The 20,001-nt window shown below is 55.7% G+C and carries 14 protein-coding genes and 2 pseudogenes; 6 read left to right on the plus strand and 10 right to left on the minus strand.

Annotation, left to right across the window (positions count from 1 at the left end):
* Positions 1–24: 24 nt before the first annotated feature.
* Together ACM5QY_RS03185 and ACM5QY_RS26490 are read right to left on the minus strand one after the other, a co-directional pair.
* Positions 25–4,218: pseudogene (locus tag ACM5QY_RS03185) on the minus strand (alpha-2-macroglobulin family protein); the annotation flags it as partial.
* Between the two features lie 68 nt (positions 4,219–4,286).
* Positions 4,287–6,042: pseudogene (locus ACM5QY_RS26490) on the minus strand (alpha-2-macroglobulin family protein); the annotation flags it as partial.
* A gap of 260 nt (positions 6,043–6,302) precedes the next feature.
* Here ACM5QY_RS26490 and greB point away from each other — a divergent pair.
* From greB to ACM5QY_RS03220, 6 genes are all read left to right on the plus strand, one after another.
* On the plus strand, positions 6,303–6,776 hold the full coding sequence (greB, locus tag ACM5QY_RS03195) for a transcription elongation factor GreB (RefSeq protein WP_416119168.1): 474 nt from the start codon (positions 6,303–6,305) through the stop codon (positions 6,774–6,776).
* A gap of 120 nt (positions 6,777–6,896) precedes the next feature.
* Positions 6,897–9,230, plus strand: coding sequence for a Tex family protein (locus ACM5QY_RS03200; RefSeq protein WP_416119169.1), 2,334 nt, complete (start codon positions 6,897–6,899; stop codon positions 9,228–9,230).
* Positions 9,231–9,656: 426 nt separating this feature from the next.
* Complete coding sequence (gene feoA, locus ACM5QY_RS03205; protein ID WP_104923656.1) at positions 9,657–9,881, plus strand: ferrous iron transporter A; 225 nt, start codon at positions 9,657–9,659, stop codon at positions 9,879–9,881.
* Positions 9,882–9,979: 98 nt separating this feature from the next.
* Complete coding sequence (feoB, locus tag ACM5QY_RS03210) at positions 9,980–12,298, plus strand: Fe(2+) transporter permease subunit FeoB (RefSeq protein ID WP_416119170.1); 2,319 nt, start codon at positions 9,980–9,982, stop codon at positions 12,296–12,298.
* 8 nt (positions 12,299–12,306) lie between these two features.
* The gene (locus ACM5QY_RS03215) at positions 12,307–12,543 is read left to right on the plus strand and encodes a FeoC-like transcriptional regulator (RefSeq protein WP_416119171.1); all 237 of its coding nucleotides are present in this window, start codon (positions 12,307–12,309) and stop codon (positions 12,541–12,543) included.
* Between the two features lie 110 nt (positions 12,544–12,653).
* The gene (locus ACM5QY_RS03220; RefSeq protein ID WP_416119172.1) at positions 12,654–13,574 is read left to right on the plus strand and encodes a LysR family transcriptional regulator; all 921 of its coding nucleotides are present in this window, start codon (positions 12,654–12,656) and stop codon (positions 13,572–13,574) included.
* Here ACM5QY_RS03220 and ACM5QY_RS03225 read toward each other — a convergent pair.
* From ACM5QY_RS03225 to ACM5QY_RS03260, 8 genes are all read right to left on the minus strand, one after another.
* Positions 13,554–14,198, minus strand: coding sequence for a hypothetical protein (locus ACM5QY_RS03225; protein WP_104923660.1), 645 nt, complete (start codon positions 14,196–14,198; stop codon positions 13,554–13,556). The genes ACM5QY_RS03220 and ACM5QY_RS03225 overlap by 21 nt on opposite strands.
* 188 nt (positions 14,199–14,386) lie before the next feature.
* Positions 14,387–15,322, minus strand: coding sequence for a malonate decarboxylase subunit epsilon (gene mdcH / locus ACM5QY_RS03230; RefSeq protein WP_416119173.1), 936 nt, complete (start codon positions 15,320–15,322; stop codon positions 14,387–14,389).
* Between the two features lie 27 nt (positions 15,323–15,349).
* Positions 15,350–15,976, minus strand: a complete 627-nt coding sequence (locus tag ACM5QY_RS03235; RefSeq protein WP_416119174.1) for a malonate decarboxylase holo-ACP synthase — start codon at positions 15,974–15,976, stop codon at positions 15,350–15,352.
* Between the two features lie 19 nt (positions 15,977–15,995).
* On the minus strand, positions 15,996–16,958 hold the full coding sequence (locus ACM5QY_RS03240; RefSeq protein WP_416119175.1) for an AEC family transporter: 963 nt from the start codon (positions 16,956–16,958) through the stop codon (positions 15,996–15,998).
* Between the two features lie 188 nt (positions 16,959–17,146).
* On the minus strand, positions 17,147–17,962 hold the full coding sequence (gene mdcE, locus ACM5QY_RS03245) for a biotin-independent malonate decarboxylase subunit gamma (RefSeq protein WP_416119176.1): 816 nt from the start codon (positions 17,960–17,962) through the stop codon (positions 17,147–17,149).
* Positions 17,959–18,801, minus strand: coding sequence for a biotin-independent malonate decarboxylase subunit beta (locus tag ACM5QY_RS03250; protein ID WP_416119177.1), 843 nt, complete (start codon positions 18,799–18,801; stop codon positions 17,959–17,961). Before ACM5QY_RS03250 ends, mdcE begins: the two co-directional genes overlap by 4 nt.
* Entirely contained in the window at positions 18,791–19,093 is a 303-nt protein-coding gene (locus ACM5QY_RS03255) for a malonate decarboxylase subunit delta (protein WP_410149880.1), read from the minus strand. Before ACM5QY_RS03255 ends, ACM5QY_RS03250 begins: the two co-directional genes overlap by 11 nt.
* 44 nt (positions 19,094–19,137) lie before the next feature.
* Complete coding sequence (locus ACM5QY_RS03260) at positions 19,138–19,995, minus strand: triphosphoribosyl-dephospho-CoA synthase (protein WP_416119178.1); 858 nt, start codon at positions 19,993–19,995, stop codon at positions 19,138–19,140.
* Between the last annotated feature and the right edge of the window lie 6 nt (positions 19,996–20,001).

Genomic DNA, 20,001 nt, shown 5'->3' on the forward strand with positions numbered 1-20,001 from the left:
CAGCGGGGCGCAGTCTGCGGTCTATTATTTTTGAGCTACAGCCGGTTCGTCTGCCGGGACGACCACCAGTTTTTGATCACTGACGGAAAGTGCCTGAACTTCGCGGTCATACATCGCTTCGCCATACGCCGGTGGGATGATGAAACTGCCGGTGTTGGTGGCTTTGATCTGATAGACAAACTCCTGCACATCAGTGCTGGCGCTGCCGTAAATCACCACGCGGTCTTCGCGAATGTCACTGTAATCCGGCGCCCACGTCGAGCCGGAGGCGGACAGCGGTGACTGCCAGGATGCGGAAGCTGCTGCATCGCTGTTTTCATCGCTGCTGTCAGATTCCGGTTCCGGTGCCGTTTGCTGTACCACTTCAAATCCACCCGGCAACAAATCGACAATCGCCAGATTATCCTGCCCTTCTTTCGAATTGGCGCGGATTTTCAGGTGTACATTGATTTTCTGCCCCAGCGTAATTTGCGTCACCGGTTTACCCTGGTCATCGGTGTAATCACGGGTAATTTCCAGCCCGCGCGAAATGGCTTTCTTCGGCGCGGCGAGGTCATAACCGGCCTGCGTCACCACGTACCACGCTGGTGTGTCGTTACCATTCTCCACGCGCAATGCCTTCGCATCGGCGGTGAAATTGGCTTTCGCAAACAGCCCCTGAACGCTGGAAATCAGCTGCGGTTCAACATTTTTGGTTTTGCTGATCTGCGTGATTTTCAGCGCGTCCGGTGCCGTGGCCTGCGCCGCGACCTGTGCGGAATAACTCTCCAGCGCCAGAATGCTCATTGCCGAAGAATAGGTGGTGTAACGCTCCTCTTTCAGCGATTTGACCATGTTTTCCAGCACCTGCGGCGGAATAGCAGACACTTTTTCCGGGAAGTGGCGGGCGATGAGATACAACCGCGTCGCGTCCTGAACCAGCGGGTCAAAGTAACTTTGCGTCCACCAGGCTTTGTCATACGCCTTACTCAGTTGCTTCCACGTTGGCTGCAACAGGGTATTGGCTTCATCATCCATTTTCAGCATGCGGTAAGACGACGCCAGATACAGCGCGCTGAGATCAGTTTTCCAGGTGTCCGGATAGCGCTGTTGCAGCGTGTCCTGCACCGACGCCAGCGAACTGGTGGTGATCTCACCCTGACGCGTTAACAGATACACCGCCCACGCGCGCAGACGCAGGGTGTACAAATCATCACTCTGACTGGCCGCCAGCTCGCGCAGTGCCGCGTTGGCCTCATCGAGCATACCGGCCGGTAATGCAACGCCTGCCCCTTTGGCCTCCAGCAAATATTGCACCACGTAAGGCGTGACGAACGGATCGGTTTGCGGCGACGAACGCCACAGGCCAATCGCGCCGCTGTCGTTCTGACGTGAACGCAGGATCGCCAGCATGTCTTTCAGTTTTTTGCTGGTCTCGGCCTGACTCAGCGAGCCTTTCATTTCCGGATGCAGACCTTCGAGGATCATCGGAATGGAACGGCTGACAATCTGCTCAGAACAGTAATACGGATAATCCGCCAGATACTGTGAAAGCCCGTTAGTCAGCACCAGCGGCGAGTTGGACACCGCGGCTTTGCGCACCGCGTAAGCATCAAACATCTGACGAAGGTTATCGACGTTCTGGCTGCTGCCGCTCATGCGCCCCATCACTGACTGCGTGCGGAATGGCATGGCCGGGCGTACCGACGTGCTGATGGTGCGGCGGCTGGTTTTATCGGCATACGTTGCTTCAAATACCAGCGGCGCGTCCCCCGGCACAGCTTTGGCGCGCAGGCGGAAATTAATCACGCCTTCACGTTTTTCAGCCAGAGACAGGTTTTGATCCGCTTTACCGACCACTTCCAACTGCGGCGGCACCGCCAGATGCACGGCGATGGCCACGCTCTTGCCGTTCAGCCCTTCGAGGTTATTGCTCACGCCGACGCTGACATCAAATTCATCGCCCAGCGCAACCATTGCAGGCACGTTTGGCGTCATGATGAAGTTGTCGCGCACAGTCGCCGCGGTTTGCGCTTTGCCGATTTTGTCCGGTGTGACGGAAATCGCCATCACGCGGATTTTGCCGTTGAAGTAATCCGGCACCTGATAATCAAACTGCTTCTCGCCGTTCACTTCGGTAATGCCCGACCAGTACGCCACCGGTTTGTCGCGTTTGCGTTTGAACGGATTGACGTTCAGATCCAGCCCTTCGCCGCCGTCACCGCCCGGCGCTGCCGCCAGCTGCATCAGCTTGCTGAACTCCGGCAGGATCAGGTCTAGGATTTGCGAACTTTCCACGCCCAGCTCGCGCTTGCGGAAGAAATACTCCAGCGGATCTTTCAGGCGATAACGCGCCACCTGCAAAATACCTTCGTCCACGGCAAACAGCGCAACCTGCTGCGGGCCATCGGTCATGACGGTCATCGCCAGATTTTCGCCCGGCTTAATCACTTCCGGCGCATCCACTTCCAGATAGTTCTGGCGCGCTTTGGTGCTGATCTTGAACGGCATCACGCCGTAACTCAGCGGGCTCATGAAGATTTCATTAGAATTCACATCACGCACAAACTGCACGTTGATGTAGCCGTTGCCTTCCATTCCGGCCGGCACACGGATTTTCTGCACGGAACTGGTGGTATCCGTGTGGAACCACTGCCAGCTGTAGACTTTGTCCTTCTCGATGGTGATCAATCCGCTGCCGGTATAAGGCGCATTGATGGAAACCTCGATTTCCTCACCCGGCTGATATTCCGCCTGATTGAGTTTCAGCTTCAGCTCGGCGTTGCGATCCAGCGAACGGCTGAGGTTGGCGTTGCCCGCGACGGTGTACGCGATGCGGTTAAGCACGTTGGCCTGCGCGTCTTCCACCACCAGCACGAAATCGCCCGGCTTGTCGGTCGTCAGCGTCAGGTCGTTGCCCTGCGCGGTCAGCGAAAGCGGTTGTTCCGAAAGCTGCACTTCCTTCATTTTCGACTGATATTTATAAACGCCGGAATCCTGCTTAGTCAGAACCGAAATGTATTTCTGTTCGATCAGCGCCACTTTCAGCGCAGGCAGGGCAATCTGTTTAAGGGTCGGATCAACGGCAATCACGTTCAGATGACGAACTGCACCGCGATTGATGTACCCCAAATCGCCGTCCGGTTTCACGCCAATCAGATAATCATAAGGCGAAACCAGAACCCGCGCGGTCGCAGAGACTGAACGCCCGCCACCGGCCACAAAGGCTTCTGACAGCAGTTGCAACTGGTAGGTCGCATCGGCATACGATTTCAGATCCAGCGGAATATTCGCAGTGCCTTTATCGTCGGTGGTGCGGTCTTCCAGATTGGTTTCAAACCCGTCGCTGTTCTGCCGATTCTCGTAGAACGCATAATCCGGGAACGCGTCGAAGCTCGGGTACATCGGGCGCAGCGTCAGTTTCGACGTCACGCGGCGATCCTGCGCTGGCGTACCAAACAGGTTTTGCACGTCGATATTGGCCTGCAATTCCGTCGGTTTCACCCAGCCCTGCTTACGTTCCGGCGTCAGCTGCAGTTTCACTTTCAGCTGATCCGGCTCGAACTCTTTCACGTTGACTGAGGTGTGACCCAGCAGCACGGAAGATTCGTTGTCTTTGCCGATCAGGTACAGATAAACGTTCCATTCACCGGTCGGTGAATTGTCGTCAGTGGTATAGCTCAGCTCGTTGAAACCGCTGGCACCGAGCGTCAGCGGAATGGTGCTCATCAGCTTGTCGCGCGGGTCGTGGATTTCAGCGCGTACCGGAACACCGGCCAGGCCCATACTCCAGTCGGCTGCGCGGGTGATCAGACCGATGTTGAAAGTGTCACCCGGACGATAAACGCCGCGATCGGAGAACAGATAACTGCTCAGCGTACGCGGATCGTTCGGGGTAATTTCGCCATCGACGTCAAACCGTGAGAAGTCTAGGCCGCGATCGTTATTGCGGTCGGCGGGCAGGAACGACACATCACCCTCTTTTTCGACCAGGAACATCACCGGTTGCCGCTCGCTGGTGTAAACGTCCAGCGCCGGAAAACGCACATGCCCGTCGGCGCCGGTGGTTTGCGTCAGCAGCGTGACGCCGTTTTTCGCAATCACCGACACTTTGGCGTTGCTGACCGGCGTACCGCTGTGAATCGACTGCACAAACACGTCGCGGGTTTTATCCTGCGAACGCTTGGCGATAATCCCCAGATCGGTGACCACCACAAAGCGGGAATCGCCGACCGGCGCTTCGTCTCCGCTCTGATCGTCATCCTGATACTGATAACCGTCGTCATCGGTCGCCGGTTTTTCTTCTTTCTTCTTCGGATCCCATTCCGATAGCGTCAGCAGGAATACGCCGCGATGCGAGGAAGGATCAGTGGACAGATAACGGGAAAGATCGACGCCCTGATAATTCACTTCACCCGGTTTGTCGTTATTCACCGCCGTCTGGTATTTAAAGTGCTCGGTAAAGTATTCGTCATTCAGACGGTTAAATTCCGCCGACGAATATTCACGGCTTTTAAATGACACGATGTGTTGCAGCTGGCTTGGGATCACGCGTTTGATGTCCAGACGCATTCCCGGCACGTTGCGCGCCGCCACGCTGATTTGCTTGTCACCGTTCACCGACAGCAGCGAACCCTGCGACATAAATTGCAGGGATTTCGGATAATCCGGGACTTCAACAATGCGGTAGACTTTTTCCGGCATTTTATAGCCGCCGGAAGACGTCAGTACGTTGTCGATTTCCACCAGCATGGCGCGGTGCGCGGGCGCATCGAAGCGGAAACTGAACTGCGGCTGATAGTCGCTTTCGGCTTCGTTCAGCTGGATATTGAGCGGCGTGGATTGCGCCAGTACGTTATTTTCGACGCTGTCCACATTCCAGCTGGCGTAATCGTCCGGGCCGGTTGCGGCGTCTGAATCATTCGGATCGTGCTGCGGTAACAGCCAGACTTTCACGGCGCGGCGGATATATTTATCTTTCACCGCATCGCTGAACCCGATGATCAGCGCACGCTGACCTTTCGCGCCGTCGGCATCGACCACCTGCGCGCTGGCGTCACTCACGGTCAGGCTGTAAAGCGTCGGCACGGAAACCCAGGCATTACGCGCCTGCGTGGTGGCATTCGATGCCACGGACGCTTTCACGCCCTCGCCTATGGTCACATGCACGGAACCACCGTGATCGAGTGATTTCAGCGGTTCAGAATGCACCCACGCATTGAGTTTTTTCTGGTCATACACCACGGAATAATTGAGTTTGGATTCCGTTTTGGCTTTCCCTTCGCTCAGACCCAGAGAGATTTGTTTCTCAAAGCTGGCCACATCCACCGGCGCATTGAATTTGACGTTAAAAATCGCGCTGCGTTTTTGTGGATCCTGCGGGTCCTGGAAATACTCGGCGGTGCCCAACTGATAATCGAAGGCCGGCACGGTAAATTCGTAACGCGTGGTCGCCAGTTTTATTTGCGGCGCGAGCAATACGTCCGGCGTGAAATTCACTTCGTATTTCGTGCCCATCGGCAGCGGATTTTTCGGCGTGAAGACTAACGTATAACCGCTGATCCATTTCCATTCGCCTTCGGTAGCCGGTTTGAGCGCAATGCCTTTTTCGACCACTTTGCCGACATCAGTCAGCGGCGCCGCCGAATTTCTAAAATTAAAAATGGCCTGCTGAGGCGCAAGTTTTTGCGCAGCATAATTAATCGCTTCCGGGTTACTGACCCGCACGCTGGTTTCCTGATACACCATCGGCGCTGGCTCAATCGGCTGCGGCCGGTTTAACCACCAGTGCCAGCCATAAACGCCCGCGCCCGCCGCGCACAGCAGCACCAGAATCGCCAGACTGATGGCTTTCGGGTATTTATCGACGTCGCCTTCCAGCCGCGTAAATCCGCGTTTGAGCCAGCCGGACATTGCCGTCCACCAGACCGGCGCACGCCAGTCGATATTGCCGACAACAGGTTTAATGACGCGCCCGAGCAGACTTAAAAGAAAAGCCAGCACGCGGAGGACGCCTTTTATCAACGTAAAAGGCAAACGCAGTAAGAATCTGAGTAAATCCATTTGTAGCTGTACCCCTAATCCCTATGACCCATAATCTGAAGTGATATTTAATAAAAATATTTTGAAATTCAGAATATTGCGAAAGTTGTAACGGAATAATAAATTCGCAAGAAGCGCGGCGAAGGATAATAACTATCCGACTAAAAAGCCATCAGATAAAGCGTAGCAGCCCGGCAGTTTTTTCGGTCAATTTCTGCACTGCCAGCAACGCAATTGTGTGAAACAATGGCGAAAGAATTTTAAGGAAAGTGGCAGAGGATATGAAGACCAAACTGATTACCCGCGAAGGCTACGACAAGCTCAAAGCTGAGCTGGATTTTCTGTGGCGCGAAGAGCGTCCGCAAGTCACCAAAAAGGTGACCTGGGCCGCCAGCCTGGGCGACCGCAGTGAAAATGCCGATTACCAGTACAACAAAAAGCGCCTGCGTGAAATTGACCGCCGTATCCGCTATCTGACCAAATGCATGGAACAGCTACGCATCGTCGATTACTCGCCGCAACAGGATGGCAAAGTGTTCTTTGGCGCGTGGGTGGAAGTGGAAAACGACGACGGTGACATCAAACGCTTTCGCATTGTCGGTTATGACGAAATTTTTGGCCGCAAAGACTACATTTCTATCGACTCCCCGATGGCGCGAGCGCTGCTGAAAAAGGAAGTCGGCGACAGTCTGGTGGTCACCACGCCGGTCGGTGATGCGACGTGGTACGTCAATGAAATCGACTACGGCAAATAATCAGATAACGCCCAAAACGTGAGGCACATCGTCCCGACGGCTGGCATTTTCAGCCTTCAAATCGTATAACGGTGCCCTGTATTTACGTCACTCACTAACGAAAAAACTGATACCCGACCTATGAATGATCAACTGAGCCGCATTATCGCAAGTGAATTGCAGGTTCGCCCGGAGCAGGTAGCTTCCGTGGTGCGTCTGCTGGATGAAGGTAATACCGTGCCCTTTATTGCGCGGTATCGTAAGGAAGTCACCGGCGGGTTGGATGATACCCAGTTGCGTCAGTTAGACACACGTCTGGGCTATCTGCGTGAGCTGGAAGACCGCCGCCAGACCATCCTCAAATCCATCGACGAACAGGGCAAACTGAGCGACGATCTGGCAAAAGCCATCAACACCACGCTGAGCAAAACCGAGCTGGAAGACCTTTATCTGCCGTTTAAACCTAAACGCCGTACGCGCGGGCAGATTGCGATTGAAGCGGGCCTTGAGCCGCTGGCCGACCTGCTGTGGAATGAACCGAAGAACGAACCGGAAACCACCGCCGCCCAATTCATCGATGCCGAAAAAGGCGTCGCCGACACCAAAGCCGCACTCGATGGCGCGCGCTATATTCTGATGGAACGTTTCGCCGAAGATGCCGCGCTGCTGGCGAAAGTCCGTGATTATCTGTGGAAAAATGCCCATCTGACGTCCCGTATGGTCGATGGCAAAGAACAGGAAGGCGCGAAATTCCGTGATTATTTCGATCACCATGAACCGATTTCTCAGGTGCCGTCTCACCGTGCGCTGGCGATGTTCCGTGGCCGCAACGAAGGCGTATTGCAACTGGCGCTGAATGCCGATCCGCAGCACGATGAACCGCCGAAAGAAAGCTACGCCGAACAACTGATTATCGACCATCTGGGCTTGCGTCTGAACAACGCACCGGCCGACGTCTGGCGTCGCGCGGTGGTGAACTGGACGTGGCGTATCAAAGTGCTTCTGCACCTCGAAACCGAACTGATGAGCACCGTGCGAGAACGCGCCGAAGACGAAGCGATTAACGTTTTCGCCCGCAACATGCACGATTTGCTGATGGCCGCACCGGCTGGAATGCGCGCGACAATGGGCCTCGATCCGGGTCTGCGTACCGGCGTAAAAGTCGCCGTTGTGGATAACACCGGCAAACTGGTGGATATCGACACGGTTTATCCCCATACCGGTCAGGCGGCGAAAGCGGCGCAGCAGGTTGCCGCGCTGTGCATCAAACATAACGTTGAGCTGGTCGCGATCGGCAACGGTACCGCTTCACGCGAAACCGAGCGCTTCTTCCTTGATTTGCAAAAACAATTCCCGAAAGTGATTGCGCAGAAAGTGATTGTCAGCGAGGCAGGCGCGTCCGTCTATTCCGCTTCCGAACTGGCCGCGCTGGAATTCCCGGATCTGGACGTATCGATTCGTGGCGCCGTTTCCATTGCCCGTCGCTTGCAGGATCCGCTGGCCGAGCTGGTGAAAATCGATCCGAAATCCATCGGTGTCGGTCAGTATCAGCACGACGTCAGCCAGTCTCAGCTGGCGAAGAAACTCGACACCGTCGTCGAAGACTGCGTGAACGCCGTGGGTGTGGATCTCAACACCGCATCGGTTCCGCTGCTGACCCGCGTCGCAGGCCTGACCCGCATGATGGCGCAGAATATCGTTAACTGGCGTGATGAAAACGGGCAGTTCCGCAACCGCGAACAACTGCTGAAAGTCAGCCGTCTGGGGCCAAAAGCCTTTGAACAGTGCGCGGGCTTCCTGCGTATCAATCACGGCGATAACCCGCTCGATGCCTCAACGGTCCACCCGGAAACCTATCCGGTCGTCGAACGCATTCTGGCCGCCACACAACTGGCACTGAAAGAGCTGATGGGCGATTCCAACGCGCTGCGCGGCCTGAAAGTCAGCGAATTCACTGATGAAAAATTTGGTGTGCCGACGGTTACCGACATCATCAAAGAGCTGGAAAAACCGGGGCACGATCCGCGTCCTGAGTTCAAAACCGCGACCTTTGCCGAGGGTGTGGAAACCATGAATGACCTGATGCCGGGCATGATCCTCGAAGGCTCAGTCACCAACGTCACCAACTTCGGTGCGTTCGTGGATATCGGCGTTCATCAGGACGGGCTGGTGCATATTTCTTCTCTGGCAAACAAGTTCGTCGAAGATCCGCACACCGTGGTGAAAGCCGGCGATATCGTTAAAGTCAAAGTGATGGAAGTCGATTTGCAGCGCAAGCGTATTGCCCTGACCATGCGTCTGGACGAGCAACCGGGCGAAGCACCGGCGCGCCGCGCCTCTGCACCGGCGTCCGGCAATAACCGGGATGCGCAGAAACGTCCTGCGGCCAACAAACCGGCAGGCCGTAATGCGGCTCCGGCCGGGAATAATGCGATGGCCGATGCGCTGGCTGCCGCAATGGGTAAAAAACGCTGATTTTTTCGTTTTCCCCCATCAAACGAAAGCCGCTGATAACCAGCGGCTTTTTTTATGTATTTTTTTTCGACACTTTTTAAACACTGTCCTAATGAATCAATCACTGAGGTAAATCAATAAAACAGGTATCCCACAGGCATAGCATATGCCTCGCGGTGGAGATACCCGTGAAGAGGTTAACCTCTTTTCTTTTGTCTCTTCACGCGTACTAATTATGATAACTATTTTCGTTTGTACTTCTTTGCGTATTCAATGCGCTGTCAGTTTCAGGCTGACCACTTCGCATCAGGGACAATTTTTGAGCAATTCTTTTTGCCACACTCATCGCCGTTAAGTGGGAACACCGGGCAAGGACGCGCGGCATTGCAGGACCTTTACTCTCCTGCCGCCGTCTCCACATTTACCGGATCGCTTCGCGAGGAAACTATGCAACTTAAATCAAAATGTGCTTATAAAATCACCGGCTTTTCCCATGAAATTAGCCCGGCTTACCGCCAGAAACTGCTCTCACTGGGCATGCTGCCGGGTTCATTCTTCAATATTATCCGCGTCGCACCGATGGGTGACCCGGTACAAATCGAAACCCGCCGCACCAGCCTCGTGGTTAGAAAGAAAGACCTCGACCTGCTCATGCTCGAGATGATGGCCTGATCTTCAGCATCAGGCCACGTAGTCATGTTGACCTTTTTTTTGGGGCGGGCCGCTTTGACTCCCCGCGATTTCCCTTTCTCACACGTAGACCTTAACGTATGAAACCATTAACTATCGGCCTGATTGGTAACCCCAATTCAGGTAAGACGACGCTTTTTAATCAGCTGACCGGCTCCCGCCAGCGCGTCGGTAACTGGGCTGGCGTGACCGTTGAACGCAAAGAAGGCCATTTCTCCACAGAAGAACATCGGATCACGCTGGTGGATTTACCGGGGACGTATTCCCTGACGACCATCTCCGAGCAAACCTCGCTCGATGAACAAATTGCCTGCCATTACATTCTGAGCGGCGGCGCTGATTTGATGATCAACGTGGTTGATGCCTCAAATCTTGAACGCAATCTGTATCTGACGTTGCAACTGCTCGAACTCGGTGTTCCGTGCATCGTCGCGCTCAACATGCTCGACATCGCCAAAATCCAGAACATCAACATCGATATCCCGGCGCTGTCTGCCCGTCTGGGTTGCCCGGTCATCGCGCTGGTTTCCACCCGCGCCAGCGGTATCAAAGAACTGAAAGCCGCCATCGATACCCTTCCGCAGGTCGAAAAACTCGAACGCGTGACCTATCATCCGGTTCTGCAACAGGAAGTGGACGTGCTGGCCGCCGCCATGCCGGAAAATATGGCGATGCAGCAACGCCGCTGGCTGGCGCTGCAAATCCTTGAAGGGGATATTTACAGCCAGACTCACGCGGGCAGCGCGCAGGCTTTATTGCCGGAAGTAAAAGCGCGTCTGGCGCAGCAAGATCTGACTGATCCTGCCCTGCTGATCGCCGATGCGCGTTACCAGAGCATTGCGTCACTGTGCGCGGCAGTCAGTAATTCACATCTCACCGCGCCAAACAAGCTGACGCAGGTGCTGGACCGCGTGATCCTCAACCGCTTCCTCGGCGTGCCGATTTTCCTGCTGGTGATGTACCTGATGTTCGTGCTGGCGATCAACATCGGCGGCGCGCTGCAACCGATTTTTGATATCGGCTCCGCAGCCATTTTCATTCAAGGTATGCAATGGATTGGCTTTACGCTGCACTTCCCGCAGTGGCTGACGATTTTCCTTGCGCAGGGCATTGGCGGCGGGATTAACACCGTTCTGCCGCTGGTTCCGCAAATCGGCATGATGTACCTGTTCCTCTCTTTCCTCGAGGATTCCGGTTATATGGCGCGTGCGGCGTTCGTGATGGACCGCCTGATGCAGTCACTCGGCCTGCCGGGCAAATCCTTTGTGCCGCTGATTGTCGGTTTCGGCTGTAACGTGCCGTCGATTATGGGTGCCCGTACGCTGGATGCCCCGCGTGAACGCCTGATCACCGTCATGATGGCACCGTTTATGTCCTGCGGTGCGCGTCTGGCGATTTTCGCCGTTTTCTCCGCCGCCTTCTTCGGGCAGGACGGCGCGTCCGTTGTCTTCTCGCTGTATCTGCTGGGAATTGTGGTCGCGATCCTGACCGGGCTTCTGCTCAAATACACCATCATGCGCGGCGAAGCGTCTCCGTTCGTGATGGAACTGCCGGTGTATCACGTTCCGCACCTGAAAAGCCTGTTGCTGCAAACCTGGCAGCGTCTGAAAGGTTTCGTGCTGCGTGCAGGTAAAGTGATCGTGATCGCCAGTATTTTCATCGGCGCACTGAACAGTTTCTCCTTCAGCGGCCAGGCCGTCGACAGCATCAATGATTCTGCGCTGGCCTCTGTCAGTAAAGTGCTGACGCCGGTACTGACGCCGATGGGTGTTCATCCGGATAACTGGCAGGCGACCGTCGGGCTGGTCACCGGGGCGATGGCGAAAGAAGTCGTCGTCGGTACGCTCAATACGCTGTATACCGCCGAGCACATTACTCACGAACAGTTTGATGCCGCCAGTTTTGACCTCCCTGCCGAACTGGGTGGCGCGTTCAAGCAAACCTGGCAGGGTCTGAAAGATACCTTCAGCATCAGCGTACTTTCTAACCCAATTGAAGCCAGCAAGGGCGACGGCGAAATGGGCGTCAGCTCAATGGGCGTGATGAGCACCAAGTTTGGCTCAGCGATTTCTGCTTACAGCTACCTGATTTTCGTGCTGCTTTACGTGCCTTGTGTTTCGGTGATGGGCGCAATCGCCCGCGAAACCAGCCGCAGCTGGATGACGTTCTCCATCTTCTGGGGGCTGAATGTTGCCTACTCGCTGGCTACGCTGTTCTATCAGGCGGCTACGTTCAGCGATCATCCGGGGCACAGCGCGCTCATCATATTGATCGTGCTGATCTTCAACGCTGTGGTGCTCACCAGCCTGCGTAAAGCACGCAGCCGGGTCAGCGTTCACCTGCAACCGCGCAATGTCGCAGCCTGCTGTGAACCCGCTACCGGCAGCGATTGCCACTAGGAGAGATAATGGCCAGTCTGATTCAGGTACGCGACAGCCTTGCGCTGGCCGGGCGGGCAGATGCCCGCCAGCTCAGCCGCCAGTTGAATACGCCTCAGCCGCTGGTTGAGGCCATGCTCGAAAAGCTGGTCGCCATGCATAAAGCCAAAACGATTGACGCCGATGACAGTTGCCTGAGCGGCAGTTGTAAAAGCTGCGCCGACGGCAAAAAATGCCTGACGGTTTCCTACACGCTCATTAGCTAATCTCCGTCATCTGCTAACACCGGGTTTCGCCCTTACTGAATAGTCGCACTGCGGCTATTCAGCTATCATCCACAGGTCGCAACGGCCATGAGTGCGCCGCAGGAGCCTGCATGATCGACAGTGAAATTACCTTCCGTAAACTTGAAATTTTCCTCGCCTACATGGAAAAGCAAAACATCACCCGCGCAGCCGAACAGCTCGGGCTGAGCAGCGTCAGCGTGCATCGCGCTTTGCATTCTCTGGAAGAGGGGTTGCGCTGTCCGCTGTTTGTCCATCGCGGCCGCAACCTGCTGCCGTTGCCTGCCGCCGAGGCGTTGCTCGAACACGCCACGCAAGTCATCGAGCAGATGGAGCACGGTATTATAGCCACGCAGCGTGCCGCCGGTTTTGGTGATAAACGGCTTAAAGTGGGCACGCTCTATTCGCTGACGCTGGAAACCATTCCCCGTTTAATCATGGGGCTGAAAATGCGCCGTCCGGAGCTTGAACTGGAACTGGTGATGGGGTCGAACAACGACCTGCTGCAAAAACTGGAAGACGGGCAACTGGATGCCATTCTGATTTCCACCAGCGATTCCAACGTCGATGCCCAGCGTTACGATCAGCTGCCATTATTTCAGGATGATATTTTCCTCGCCGCGCCTGCCAGTTCGGATCTGGCATGTGAAGGCACCGCCGATTTACGTGATTTCAAAAAGAAGAAATTTGTCTCGCTGGCGGAAGGTTTCGCGACATATCACGGATTTCAGGAAGCGTTTCAGGTGGCCGGTTTCGAACCCGATATCGTCACCCGCGTGAATGATATTTTCTCGATGCTAAGTCTGGTACAGGCGGGCGTCGGGTATACGTTGATCCCCGGCAGGATGAAAGGGGTGTATGAAAATACGGTCAGGCTTTTGCCGCTGGCCGAAGCCTATCAGATGCGCCAGACCATCGCGCTGGTGTTCCCGCACAGCCGCGAACACGATCCGAATTTACTCGCGCTGGCGGCAGAAAGCCGGATGTATGCGCTAGCGAGCCGCAAGCGCTGAAAGGCGCTCGCTGTTTTGCGCAATTAAAACCACTGGCCTGTGCGTTTTATCCGGATGATCGCTCCAGATGGCGGATTCAGGAATGCTCACGCCGTCGTAACGCATTTTTGTACCGTCGTAAGGATAAAATTGGCCTTTCGCGGTATCCAGAACGAAAATCACTAATCCGGCTGAGTCCTGAGCAAGCCGTTTCCACAACGCACGGCCACCGGTATATTGCTCATTATCGCTCATCAGGGTGAGATCTTTTTTAGTGACCAGCGTTTCATACAACAAGGTCGCTAAACGGTAATCTCGCATTCCAGAATTGACGACGACACCTTCGATTTGAAATGCTTTATCGTCTTCCCAAAATTCACGAACCTCGAGAATTTCATCGTCATGCTTCCGGCGGGCAAGTTCCAGCGTAGCGACTACGTGGTGTCGTTTTTCGCCCCGGTTGTCTGTTCTGGTTTGGGCTTCTGCAATGGCTATAAACGGAATTTTTTCATCATAAATGACCAACATGTCGACATTGTTGAAATGTATCTCATCAATGACTTCAAACCGTCGGGCCAGGGTCGCTGTGCTGTACGATCTGTCGAGCACTATCATTTTTGAATCCCCGCGAATTAAAACTGGCATGATATCCCTTCATGTAAAGAGGCAACGCTTCAGTCAACAATTGAAGCGTGGTTGGACAATAACATATTGCGCAATATTTCTACGAAAAGGAATGCGGAATATATAATTTTCTTTTGTACTTCATCAAGTTACATGTAAGCGTAACGCAACAAGAACATCAGTTCATGACCAACCTATCACACTAATTTCTAACGCTCGTTTTCCCGTAACCGGGCTGCGAGACGTCCCGCAACCTGCATGCCGGACTGGCATACGGACAGCGCTTCGCCCTGATCCATGGCGCGTTTTGTCAGGCCGGTCAGCACGCAGCCGGGCGGCATTTCGAGTGCGAGACGGACGTCGCGCTGATAGGCCGCGACCATGGCATCTCGCCAGTTCACGGTGCGCGCCATGTTCATCGCTAAATCATCGGCGATTTTCTCCGGTTGCCAGTAAACGCGTCCGGTGGTTCCGCTGAGATAACCGCAAACCGGGCGGGAAATGTTCACCTGTTTAAAGGCTTCCACCATTCTGGCGGCGGGTTCATCAAGCAGCGCGCAATGCGACGGCACCGTGACCGCCAGCCGGTGCGTTTTCTGGGCGCCCTGCTCTTTCGCAAGCAGCATCACCTGTTTCATCGCCGCATCGCTGCCCGCGATAACCAGCTGATCCTCCGCGTTAATATTGGCGAGATAAACCGGAAGCTCGCCGCTGTTAACCTGCGCCACCAGTGTTTCAATTTGCGCCTGACGCAGGCCGGTGATGGCAGAAAGGCCAAAGCCCTGCGGATAAGCCTGTTGCATTAATTCGCCGCGCAGGGCGACCAGTTTTACGGCATCGGAAAATTCCAGCGCGCCCGCAATCACGGCGGCAGGAAATGCCCCGATCGACAGCCCGCTGCAAAAATCGGCGTCGATGCCTTCGGCCTGACACTGTTTTGCCCACACCACACCGGCAATCAGCAGACAAAGCTGAACCGCGCGCGTGGAATGAAAAGCGTCAGCGTTATCAAGGAGGAGAACATCTTCGCCAAGCGCCAGGCTGGCCTGTTCAATCAGGGAGTGTGTCAGGGCATTATCGGGCAAATTGTGCAGCATTTGCGGCACCTGCGGGCCCTGACCGGGGAAGGTAAATAAGATTTTCATCGTGCTCCTTGCTGCTTTTGCCAGACATCAGCCTGTCAGCGATTGCCACGGGTCACGCACCCGGAACGGGCCGGTCGCGGTTTTCAGCATCACATCACCGCCACGCAGCCATTCGCTGAGGGCAAATCCCCCTTGCGGCGTATTGATCTGAACATCGGCACGGCACGGAAGCCGCTGAAGCTGGTCGTAAAAATCGAGAAACTGCGCGGGTGTCGCCGGAACATCGCAGCGCACCAGCAAATCCAGATCGCTGTCAGCATGCATCACAGGAATATCACTGGCCAGCGCAAACGCACAACTGCCCGTCACGCCCCACGGGAAAGGCCATTGCAGGCTACTTAACGTAATCAATGCCTGCACCGGTTGCTGTGAAACGAACGGCGATTGCAAAAGTACGTTGACGTCACTGGCCAGCGATTCCGGCGTCGCAACCCGCACCACAGCGGCCGGGTTCACCCAGGCCGCCGCGCGCTGAATGCGGGTCAACCCGCGTACCCCAACCGGAATCGCCCCGTCCGCACGCTGGTCGCGACGGACCACCAGCGGCAGCGCGGTGCGCCAGCTGCTGTTGACCCAGTCGGGTAAAACGTTGTCGCTTTCCAGCGCGGAACGGTCGCTAATCCAGACAAAATCATGGGCACGCGGGTCGGACATCTTTATAAATCCTGTCTTATCAGTGAAGTGCAGCCGTCAGAGAGATGAACAGCGGCAATGTCACAATACACAACACGGAACTGATCAGCAGTGAAGCTTCTGCATCCGGAGACTGAACGCCGAAACGGTTGCCGAACACAATACCGAAGAAACCGGCAGACAGCGCAATCATCAGGATTGCGGTCACCGCAACCTGACCACTCAGGCCGAACGCCAGAACCAGACCCCACGCGATAAACGGCTGAATCAGGTTTTTCGCGACACAGGACAACAGCACCGGACCGTTAATTTTCAGCTTACGGGCTGACAGGATCACACCGGTCAGGAACAGCGCAGACGCGGTCGCTGACAGACCCAGCGGTTTGATCGAGGCCAGGAAGATTTCCGGCATTTTAATGCCAAATGCCGCCAGAATCACACCCAAAAGCGGTGCCCAGACGATAGGTTTCTTCACTGAACGCCACATCAGAACCGGCAACAGCGCCAGAGATGATCCCTGATTTTCGCCGCTCAGACGCGCTTTTTCACGTTCCAGAATCAGCAGGCAGAACGGTGTCATCAGCACGGAACCACAGGCGATAGACACCGCCACGGACAAGGATGTTGACGGTGCATCGCCCATTACGCTGCTCAGAATCGGCAGGCCGAGTGCCGCATAGTTTGGTAGCGCCACAGTCAGCGTCAGAACAGCAGCATCCTGGGCAGATTTCTTAAACACTTTGGTGCAAATAAAGTAAATCGCGGCGTAGGTGATCCACATCGCCAGAACCAGCACCAGAATCAGCGGTGACTGTTCAACAATGCCGGCCCACGGCGTTTGTACGGTGGCTGCAAACAGCGCAGCGGGTAAAGCAAAATCCATCACAAAAATATTCAGTAAAGAGACGTTCTGGTTATCCACCATTTTCGCTTTCCCGGCATAAAAACCGAGGATCATGATGACGAAAATAGGGGCGAGCGCGTGCAATATTACGTAAGTCATAGCGTTTTTCCTGAGGCAAAGTATGAATGCTCAGTCGGCGCCGGTGCGATGTTTTTTTAGTATGACAGTCCAGTTGCAGACAACAGCAGGCTCTCGCTCCTGAACGCCAGGGGCGGGAACCTGCAAATGCGGCTGCGTCACGCTGCTTGCAGGTGCGTTACCGGTTGAGACTGAAAGTTGTTAACGAATTACCATTCCTGACGCATCTGCTGGCGAACGCGCTGCGAACTTGCGCGATTTTCTGCACCCAGACGGTTGCTGAGGCTAACGCCTTCTTTGCGCGCGTCCTGGATGTTTTGCCATACTGCGTCTTGTACGCGGGTGATGTCGTCGGGTGTTGCGCTGTCCGGGTTAGCAATGTCGAGTAATTGCGACAGCAGCCCCAGCGTGGCGTAGTTTTCGATGTCGTAAGCCATCGGCGGGATGGTGGCGGCCAGTTTTTCCAGCGCCTCCACTGAGCGTAACGTGATACGTGCGGCGGATTCTTTCCCCATCGCGTGGATCATGACGCCGTTGTTTTTGAAGGCGATCAGCTTGTTGGCCTGATAACCGTGCGCCAGAAACGCGCCGGACATCGCTTTACCGACAATCAGACCGATCACCGGATGTCCGGCCAGACGGGCTTTGGCGTAAGCGCCTGCGGCACCGGCCAGCGCCTGATGAATACCAAACGCTTCCTCGCGGCGGCCATAAGCCTGACTTGGCACATCAATCACTGCCACGATGGCGCGTTTGGTGTCGGAATTCGCGTCAGCGGCAATGGCGTCGTTAACGACTTTTGCCAGCGTCCAGCCTTCCAGCAACCCCACTTCACCGCCCGCTGCGCGCGGATAGTGATTATTTTTATCCGGCACGACGGTAATGAAACGGACAGCCTGATCGTTGAGTTTGCCATCGGCGGCTTTCACCGAAGGGCAAAGGCCAGTCACCGGTGTGGCGTCTTGGGTCAGTTCGGCAAACCAGTAATCACCCCGGCTGACGGTGTTGTTTTCTACGTTGCTCATGCGCGGTCCTCCCGGTTAAACAGGGCTTCAGTCACTTCGCGGCTGGCCTGCTGCGCGGTGTCAAAACCGGTCAGTTTTGGCAGGTAATAATCATAATTATCAGAACGATGTGTCGCCGGAACGCCTTTTTTGATGAAGGCGAGCACGTTATCTTTCACTTCGCTCAGGGAGTCTTTGACCAGCGCATCCACAAAACCGCTGTGATAACGCACTTCGCCACCGGTCATGCTCCAGATAAACGGACGGTCGCGGGAATCGTATTCGTCGATACCGGCTTCCTGTTCGATAACCTGCGGGCCGTTCAGCCCCAGACGCGCTTCACGGGTGACAATCAGATAGCTGCATAAGGCGGCGGCGATGGACATCCCGCCGAAACAGCCGACGGTGCCCGCTACCACGCCAATCACCGGCGTATAACGGCGTAAATCGACGATGGCGGCGTGAATATCCGCGATAGCCGCGAGGCCCAGATTGGCTTCCTGCAAACGCACGCCACCGGTTTCGAGCAAAAGCACTGCCTGAGTCGGGATACCATTACGGTTATCTTCTGCCGCCATTTCCAGCGCAGCGGCCATTTTGGCACCGGACACTTCACCCATGCTGCCGCCCTGGAAGCCGCCTTCAATCGCGACAACCACCGCGGGCTGACCGTTGATCTGGCCTTTCGCGACAACCATACCGTCATCGGCCTGCGGGACGATGCCCTGCGGTTCCAGCCACGGCGACATAATGCGTTCGAACGGCCCCAGCAGTTCGCGGAAAGTCCCGGCGTCCAGCAATTTGCGGGCGCGCTGACGGGCGCTCAGTTCGATAAAGCTCTGATCAGTATCAGTTGGCATTTTCAGCCTCCTCAAAGACCTGTTCGATACGCAGACGGGCAACCCCTGGTGTGGCGCCAAAATCATTAATGTCCAGACGGCCCGCCGGTAATTCGCGCAGCGCGTTCAGACGGTCGAAAAAGTGCTGCCACAGGCTGTGGCTGCCATCGACGGAGGTGGTGACAATAATTTTAAGCTCAGCTTCTGCTTTTGGTTCATACAGCGCTTCTAAATCGCCGGAACCCACCACGCCGGCTTCGGCGCGGCCTGGCAGCGCTTTTGCCGCCGGGTAGTTAAATTCAAAACGTTCCATAACACCTCTTTGTACTGATGTTAGTTAATGCGTATCCGGTTCAGTCAGGCCACGCTGACGCGGTCGAGAAACAGGGTGGCAGCCAGTAAATCGGCGGCACCGCCGGGCGACGTGTTATCGGCCAGCATCCGCTGTTCCAGATGGCGCAGCCGTTGCTTGCCTTCGCGCGTCTGAAGTCCGCCGGCATCCAGCACGGCCTGCGCGCCCTGATGCATGGCATCCAGCGCCGGTAATCCGCCGCGCGATAACACGCAGGTATCGGAAAGCCGGGTCATCACTGCCAGCAACGCATCGACCTGTGCTTCGCTTTCGCTGGCACCGCGCGTGCGGCTGTGATGAAGCTGCGGCAGCGCACAATCGATAATATGCGGGAAGCCGCTCTGCGCCTCTTCGCGCGCACCGGGCACCTGATAACGCTGCACGGCGTGCGAACCTTTACTGAATTTTTTCGGGCTGAAGGCGTCGGGTAATTTCGCGATTTTCGCGGCACGTTGTGCAATGTGCTGCGGCATCAGATTTTCCGGCTGCATGGCGACAGCGCTGACCAGCAGCCCCATCGCCCAGATAGCGCCCCGGTGAGTATTCACTCCGCCGGTTTCCGCCATCATTTGTGCTTCACCTGCACGGCCCAGACGACCGACTTCCTGACGCAGGGCGATATCCGCCGGGCGCTGCCAGCTGTGTAACGCCAGCGCATAAAAAGTCGGGGTCAGACTGCATGCCGAACGCACCATCAGGTCCAACGTGAGATCCTGATGTGCGCCGGAACTCCGGCTGTCCACCAGCCCCGGTTTCGGGCTAAGCCGCGCTTCGTCGATCAGCGCCTGCGTCGCCGTGTCTGCCAGCCTTTCGGCCAGCTCTTCCGCTGTGAGTACAGCGCCAATCGCTAAAGTCTGCGGCATAATCAG

Source organism: Rahnella sp. PCH160 (assembly GCF_047784855.1).
Classification (GTDB): Bacteria; Pseudomonadota; Gammaproteobacteria; order Enterobacterales; family Enterobacteriaceae; genus Rahnella.

What these genes read in the sequence shown, in the direction of transcription:
- greB (WP_416119168.1), top strand. Translation starts at nt 6,303, where the DNA reads ATGAAGACCAAACTGATTACCCGCGAAGGCTACGACAAGCTCAAAGCT.
- ACM5QY_RS03200 (WP_416119169.1), top strand. Translation starts at nt 6,897, where the DNA reads ATGAATGATCAACTGAGCCGCATTATCGCAAGTGAATTGCAGGTTCGC.
- feoA (WP_104923656.1), top strand. Translation starts at nt 9,657, where the DNA reads ATGCAACTTAAATCAAAATGTGCTTATAAAATCACCGGCTTTTCCCAT.
- feoB (WP_416119170.1), top strand. Translation starts at nt 9,980, where the DNA reads ATGAAACCATTAACTATCGGCCTGATTGGTAACCCCAATTCAGGTAAG.
- ACM5QY_RS03215 (WP_416119171.1), top strand. Translation starts at nt 12,307, where the DNA reads ATGGCCAGTCTGATTCAGGTACGCGACAGCCTTGCGCTGGCCGGGCGG.
- ACM5QY_RS03220 (WP_416119172.1), top strand. Translation starts at nt 12,654, where the DNA reads ATGATCGACAGTGAAATTACCTTCCGTAAACTTGAAATTTTCCTCGCC.
- ACM5QY_RS03225 (WP_104923660.1), bottom strand. Translation starts at nt 14,198, where the DNA reads ATGCCAGTTTTAATTCGCGGGGATTCAAAAATGATAGTGCTCGACAGA.
- mdcH (WP_416119173.1), bottom strand. Translation starts at nt 15,322, where the DNA reads ATGAAAATCTTATTTACCTTCCCCGGTCAGGGCCCGCAGGTGCCGCAA.
- ACM5QY_RS03235 (WP_416119174.1), bottom strand. Translation starts at nt 15,976, where the DNA reads ATGTCCGACCCGCGTGCCCATGATTTTGTCTGGATTAGCGACCGTTCC.
- ACM5QY_RS03240 (WP_416119175.1), bottom strand. Translation starts at nt 16,958, where the DNA reads ATGACTTACGTAATATTGCACGCGCTCGCCCCTATTTTCGTCATCATG.
- mdcE (WP_416119176.1), bottom strand. Translation starts at nt 17,962, where the DNA reads ATGAGCAACGTAGAAAACAACACCGTCAGCCGGGGTGATTACTGGTTT.
- ACM5QY_RS03250 (WP_416119177.1), bottom strand. Translation starts at nt 18,801, where the DNA reads ATGCCAACTGATACTGATCAGAGCTTTATCGAACTGAGCGCCCGTCAG.
- ACM5QY_RS03255 (WP_410149880.1), bottom strand. Translation starts at nt 19,093, where the DNA reads ATGGAACGTTTTGAATTTAACTACCCGGCGGCAAAAGCGCTGCCAGGC.
- ACM5QY_RS03260 (WP_416119178.1), bottom strand. Translation starts at nt 19,995, where the DNA reads ATGCCGCAGACTTTAGCGATTGGCGCTGTACTCACAGCGGAAGAGCTG.